The 6,177-nt window shown below is 34.8% G+C and carries 8 protein-coding genes; 5 read left to right on the top strand and 3 right to left on the bottom strand.

Translation table 11 applies throughout. From position 1 onward, the window contains the following. From BKP37_RS16625 to BKP37_RS20210, 3 genes are all read left to right on the top strand, one after another. Positions 1–125: transposase (locus BKP37_RS16625; protein ID WP_211271462.1), on the top strand; the 125-nt coding region annotated here is incomplete at its 5' end. A 135-nt stretch (positions 126–260) separates the two neighbouring features. Next, positions 261–935: an SOS response-associated peptidase gene (locus BKP37_RS16630; RefSeq protein ID WP_071310754.1), complete on the top strand. Its 675-nt coding sequence runs from the start codon at positions 261–263 to the stop codon at positions 933–935. A 183-nt stretch (positions 936–1,118) separates the two neighbouring features. Beyond that, a complete protein-coding gene (locus BKP37_RS20210) occupies positions 1,119–1,268 on the top strand; it encodes a hypothetical protein (protein WP_169823168.1) in 150 nt (49 codons plus the stop codon). A gap of 490 nt (positions 1,269–1,758) precedes the next feature. Here the strand turns inward: BKP37_RS20210 and pfkA are convergent, their stop codons facing one another. Beyond that, entirely contained in the window at positions 1,759–2,715 is a 957-nt protein-coding gene (gene pfkA, locus BKP37_RS16635; RefSeq protein ID WP_281243091.1) for a 6-phosphofructokinase, read from the bottom strand. A gap of 853 nt (positions 2,716–3,568) precedes the next feature. Between pfkA and BKP37_RS16640 the strand changes: the two genes are divergently transcribed. After that, positions 3,569–3,826, top strand: coding sequence for a hypothetical protein (locus BKP37_RS16640; RefSeq protein ID WP_071310755.1), 258 nt, complete (start codon positions 3,569–3,571; stop codon positions 3,824–3,826). Between the two features lie 570 nt (positions 3,827–4,396). On the opposite strand, the gene BKP37_RS16645 is transcribed toward BKP37_RS16640, so the two are convergent. Both BKP37_RS16645 and BKP37_RS16650 read right to left on the bottom strand, forming a co-directional pair. Then, positions 4,397–5,290 carry a hypothetical protein gene (locus BKP37_RS16645; protein WP_071310756.1) on the bottom strand — a complete coding sequence of 298 codons (894 nt, stop codon included), beginning with the start codon at positions 5,288–5,290 and terminating at the stop codon, positions 4,397–4,399. After that, positions 5,280–5,807, bottom strand: coding sequence for an RNA polymerase sigma factor (locus BKP37_RS16650; protein ID WP_071310757.1), 528 nt, complete (start codon positions 5,805–5,807; stop codon positions 5,280–5,282). Before BKP37_RS16650 ends, BKP37_RS16645 begins: the two co-directional genes overlap by 11 nt. A 222-nt stretch (positions 5,808–6,029) precedes the next feature. On the opposite strand from BKP37_RS16650, the gene BKP37_RS16655 reads away from it, so the two are divergent. Further along, a partial coding sequence (locus BKP37_RS16655) for a transposase (protein WP_071310758.1) occupies positions 6,030–6,177 on the top strand: 148 nt, incomplete at its 3' end.

The raw sequence follows: 6,177 nt of genomic DNA on the forward strand, positions 1-6,177 counted from the left end.
AACATTTATGGGCAAGAGGTTATTTTTGTGCCACAGTAGGAAATGTGGATGAAGAAACAATTAGAAATTATATTGCAAACCAGTTTAATGAAGAAAAGAACGACATATTTAGGATTGAAGAATGAGTTTAGTCAAATTTTAGTTTGCTTAAGCATGTTGGACTTTGAGAGGACTTCAGTCTTAAGAAACGACTTTAGTCGTCGACATTTTATGTCCAAATCCACCTGCTTTAGCGGGTGGTCGTTTAAGGAGTTGATAACATGTGTGGTAGATTTTCACTTTCAACTGATGGCCACAGTATAGAAGAACAATTTCAGCTTGATACTTCTGTGGACATAAATCCTCGATATAATATTGCCCCAAGTCAACAAGTGATGACAATTGTTTTTGAAGGGAGAAAAAGAGTAGGTAAGACTATGCGTTGGGGACTTATTCCTTTTTGGGCCGATGATTTTAAAATTGGATATAAACTCATCAATGCAAGAGCAGAGACAATTGATGAAAAAGCTTCATTTAAACATGCGTTCAAAAAACGAAGAGGCTTAATCGTAGCGGACGGTTTTTACGAATGGGAAAAAAGAGAAGACGGTAGAAAACAACCGCATCGCTTCCAAATGAAAGATTTTCGTCCTTTTGCCATGGCAGGTTTATTTGAATGGAATCAAAAAGTAAGTAATGAACCAGTCCTATCTTGTACGATTATTACCACTAAACCGAATGAGGTTACTAAAAATGTACATGACCGAATGCCAGTTATTTTGCCAGAAGATACATATGAGATGTGGCTTAATCCGGATGTAAATGATACCGATTTATTAAAATCACTATTAATTCCTTATCCAGCAGATAAAATGAATTCCTATAAAGTATCAACTTTAGTAAATTCACCGAAGAACGATCACCCAGAAATTTTAACACCATTAAATAGTCGTTGAAAAATCTGTGAGAATAACGGCAACATTAAGGTAGAGGTCACGTTAGAGAAGGATGCGTGTTCGGTATAGAAAAAAAGAGAGATAGCGGTTACGTAAATACCTCAATGATCGGGTTTTCCTTAGAATAAATTAACCATGTTTTTCTCATATTATATATGTAGAAAAAAGAAGGTGGGGTTTGGCTTGAGAAATAAAAAGAAGCGAGATAATCCTAAAGGTGGTAGTCAAAAAGGAAATACTCATAATGACGGGTTGACTTCAGATAATATTCTATCATATGAAGAACTTGAAAAATCAATATCACCAACTGGACGACAAAACACCAAACAATAGTTGTAATCAGTGAAGAAGGTTTTGCAAAAGTGATAGTCATATACGCAAAGTATGTGGCTATTTTTGTATATAGGTAACGCAAATTTGTGTACAATAGAAAACGGTTTAGTTCTAGGATCTCATTGTTTAAAAGACTAGTTTTTTTGCAGTATCAAAATTTATATATTTCTAACTTGGAAACTGTCTAGCTCCAGGCGCCATCGGCTCGATCACTTCAGACCTTCTCTTTCGGTCAAAAACCCGACCGCTACGAGCAGGTCTTCCAGTGTTTGTCGCCGATAGGCGGGCGCCTTGCGCTTTTCTTGTTAAGGTAAATATACTTTACGCGTAAAGTATCAATTGTTGAGAGCAAATTCTAATTATGCATGAAAAAGCCATGGTAGGTTTTTTCCATGGCTTTTGAAGGACAATCTTAAAATTAACTGATAAACACAAAAGAAGAATTAGGATGTAGATGAACGATATTAACAATAGGATTTAGTTTTATTAATCATTGAGATAAATTTTTGGCTATTTCATATAATTTGTAGTTAAAATCGGGCTTATTGTTTAGAACATCTTTTATTGAATGATAGGTGATTTCATTTTGTTCAATGCCAACTGCAACACCAGCTATCCCGTTTTCAATACATTCGATCACTTTATCTCCCATTCGACTAGCGAAAATTCGATCAAAGGCACTAGGACTGCCTCCACGTTGAACATGGCCTAAATTTGTATTTCTTGTTTCTAACTGGGTTCGTTTTTCGATTTCTTTTGCAATTGTACTGCCACAACCTGCACCTTCAGCTACGACAATAATTCCGTGTCTTTTCCCACGATCGTAACCTTTTTTTATAGAGTGACACACTTCTTCGATACACCATGGAACCTCTGGCAGAAGTATTGCATCGGCTCCACTTGCAATTCCTGAATGGAGAGCAATGTTGCCCGAACCTTTCCCCATTACCATGATTACACTAGTTCGATCATGACTTGTTGATGTATCTCGAATTTTATTTATTAGGCTTACGACTATATTTACAGCGGTATCAAATCCAATCGTATAATCAGTAAAGGAAATATCATTATCAATGGTTCCTGGGAGACAGTAAGTCTTGATCCCTTTTTGGAATAAAGCTAGCGCCCCACGATAACTACCATCTCCACCGATAATGACTAGGTGGTCAATACTTGCTTCTTTTAAGTGGGCAATGGCTCGTTCTTGTCCTTCTGGGAAATAAAAATCAGAAGATCGTTCTGATTGTAAAAAAGTTCCCCCTCTATGAAGGATATCACCGACATCACGAAGATCCAACGGTACAAATAATCCATCCATTAATCCTTGGAATCCTTTTTTTATCCCAGTTACTTTATGTCCTTTTATGATTGCAATACGTGTAATAGCTCGGATGGCGCTGTTCATTCCTTGACTATCACCGCCAGAGGTTAATATTCCTATATTCACTCATATCGTCCTCCTTATACCGAATTGCCCTTCATAATTAATCATATTTATAGAGAAGCTTCATTAAGAACTCTTTTTTCAAAAATAGGTTAGTCTTGTGTCCGAAATACAAAAAATCTTTTAAACCAAATATTAAGTGGGTGTGAGATCGCAACAAATGATCTATGATGATCCAAAAGTTATATTGTTAGTGAAAAAAGCAAACTGCATTATATGAACATGTTGCTTGCTTTATATAAGCTTTTCTTTACGTTGAATGGTTGTTTGTCTGTCGTCCAAGTAATTTATGGTGGTTTTTTATTTGCTTAGTTATTAGCAATCTCATACCCATTTAAAAATCATACTCCGCCTTAGGATTAAGAACCCCTTGACTATCCCTCCAGAGGTTAGAATTCCAATCTTCATTCTACACGCTTTTTAAAATTTTGAATAAAGGGAATGAGTACCTTATATTAATAGGTATTAATTAGAGAATATCCAAATATTACTGTGTAATAATGGATTTGCATTAGGTGGGGAAGAAGTGCGGCTGATACGTGCTCGAGATAAGTTGTAGGCAGTGAGAACGGTAACGATTTGTGCGACACGTACCCTAAAAGAGGTTTAGAGAAGTAAGAACGATAACGAAACGATCAATTACTCGAAAATAGGGTAAGAGAAAAACAAAACAAGAGAACTCAATATTTACACGAAAAAGCTTCAGAAAGTAAATCAAGCAACGCTTCAGTCGTAAACGTACCCGAAACTTAATAAAATCGATAACATGATATTTTTTTGTATTTCCATAGAATTTAAATTAAAAGGTTTAATATCTGATTATTCATCATATAATTAAATAAAGGAGTTGATAAAAATGGAAATTATTGATGGGTTAGAAATGATTTGTCCTAAATGTAATGGAAAAGGAATGTATGAATACTTCAATAATGAAGAAGCAAATCAACTATATGACAGGTATATGGATGTTGATATGAAGGATGCGAATACAGCATGGGTATTAGCTAAGAATCAATCTACAAAACTTTACGACTGTAAACAATGTATGAAGCGAGGAAAAGTACTTACGGATAAAGGAAAAGAAATACTATCGCACTTAGAGGACTATTCCTAATACTAACACATTGATAATTAACAAGTCCTTTTCTAAGGTTCGTGACTGTCCAGATTAAGACCTACATTTATCACTTCGTTAAGTAATAGTTAGTTTTAAAGGTTAGAAAGTAGCAAGTTTTTAGTTAGAATAATTTCTCTAGTATACCCCAAAAAGAAAGCGCTTCCGTAATTTTGAAGACGAAAATGTTTAGCGTTTTCCACGATTGTATTCTCTATCTGTCAGCTAAACAACTATTAGTGACTACAGAAAAAAAGGCGGATTTAGTTGTTCCATTAGGTAAGCGTAAATTTACGCTAATATTGATTGGCACATGTGTATCCCTCATTAAATAATTTGCATGCTGAAGTGATGAATAAGGTTGACTTATAAGGCTTAGCCTTGTAAGTTAACCTTGTTTTTGTTTCGATTAATGAATTTCTTAAAATGGCGTACAGGAAGAGATATATTATTAATATTAGTAATTCTCGTATGCTTGTTGTCAGTTGATTACCAAAGAATAATCTTTTAATGGTGCAAATAGTAAAGTAGGGAAAGAGGGGATGAGGTGACATCCCCAGTTTATTAGCTTTACTGGTATTCTTGGAGACGTACAGCTTTTTGCTCTTCTCCATACATATTGATAGTAGCTTCATCTTTAAATAATTTTACCCAAAGCCCTTCTCCTTTTTTAAAGAAGTAGGTTTTTTCTTTTGTGACATAAATTGGGTAAAGCGTGTGATTCTCACCATCAATTGTTAACACTGTTTCAGGTTGTTGTTCATCGTATGAGAAGAAGAGTTCATTTTTTGGTTCAACTTCTTCTAGTAAATATTGTATCATTTCTTCTTGCCAATTTTCTAAATGAATGATTGATTCAATTCTTTCGTAGTCTTGATCATCAACGACACTTCGGATAAGAATGACTTCGGTATCTTTTACTTCAAAAAGTTCATACCTGTTTACAGCATGTGCCTGGTGACCGTATGCTAGGAAATAATCTGTATTCTCGACCTTATAAAAGGTTCTCCCCTCACTTAAATACCCTGGATGATCAAGTAGATAATCTGAAAAGACTTGGTATTTTTCCAATGGATTAATAGTCGCTTCATCGGGCTCCTTTTTTACATCTTTTTCTTGATCAGAAATTTCATCTTTTTCAATATCTGTGATCTCATTTTGCTCTTTGTCCGTCTCTGGGTCTTCAATGGTTTCAGTTTCATCAGGTATCAGCTCCTCAACTGTATGATCTAGAGGTTTCTCATTAGGGGATGTCATGATAAAGAAGACTAATAAAACTATAGCAGCAACCCCGCTTAAACCTGCAACAAACCTTTTCATCATAGATCGACTCCTTTTCTTTTGTTTATATTTATAATTAAATTGTATTAATGATTGATGGATGGCTTCCTTTTTTTCAGGATGCAAACTAGGTTTTGCCATAGCACCTAGCTTTTTTTCTAGTTTTTTATCCTTACCGTTCACTATATTCTCCTCCTAGCTCGGACTGTAACTTTTTCAATAAGGCTTTTTTTGCACGGTGGTATGTGGAACGAACTTTACTTTCACTCCAATTCAATATTGAAGATGTCTCTTTTTCAGAAAGCTCTTTTATTCCTCTTAAAATGACAACATCTCGATAATTAACCTTCAGTAGCTGTATCGCTTGGTAAAGTTTTATCGTTTCCTCATTTAGAAGAAAAAGATCATCGGGAGTTTTATCATTTACGGCTTTCTGTTTTTCTTCGTTGAAAATGTAGCTTTTCCATCTATTCCGATTTCTTTTTCTTAGTTCATCAATGGCTACATTTCGGGCAATCGTAAAAAGCCAAGTTTTTGGTTGAGAATTTTCTTGAAAGGTTTCTAATCCTTTAATTGCCTTTATGAAGACTTCTTGAACCAGATCCTCTACGTCAGTAGAACCAACTCTATAAATTAAAAAATGATAAATATCATCACTATATTGGTAAAACCAATCAGAAATGATTTGGTGATCGGTCATAATATTGCCTCCGTTTAAATTGGTAATGAAACTTTAATTGTTCGGATAAGTCCCTAGCTTTATGGCTTTCACTTTTTTATTTATATTATTAGACGATAACTAACTATTTTCATTGCGCATATTTTAATTTCCAAATGCGTGGTCTAACTCCACCGTCTTTAGACGGTATACGCTTTTAGCCTTACACTTCGATGTCCATACTTAAGTTGTGAGGTGAAAAGTATGGACGGCTATAAAAAGAATAGTCATGCAGTTTATGATATCAAATATCATGTAATCTGGGTAATAAAATACAGATATAAAGTATTATATGGTCCGATTGCCATAAGAACACGAGAGCTAATCAGGCAAGGATGCGAAGCGAGAGGCA

Source organism: Anaerobacillus alkalilacustris, assembly GCF_001866005.1.
GTDB classification, from domain to species: Bacteria; Bacillota; Bacilli; order Bacillales; family Anaerobacillaceae; genus Anaerobacillus; species Anaerobacillus alkalilacustris.

What these genes read in the sequence shown, in the direction of transcription:
- BKP37_RS16650 (WP_071310757.1), bottom strand. Translation starts at nt 5,807, where the DNA reads ATGACCGATCACCAAATCATTTCTGATTGGTTTTACCAATATAGTGAT.
- BKP37_RS16630 (WP_071310754.1), top strand. Translation starts at nt 261, where the DNA reads ATGTGTGGTAGATTTTCACTTTCAACTGATGGCCACAGTATAGAAGAA.
- BKP37_RS16640 (WP_071310755.1), top strand. Translation starts at nt 3,569, where the DNA reads ATGGAAATTATTGATGGGTTAGAAATGATTTGTCCTAAATGTAATGGA.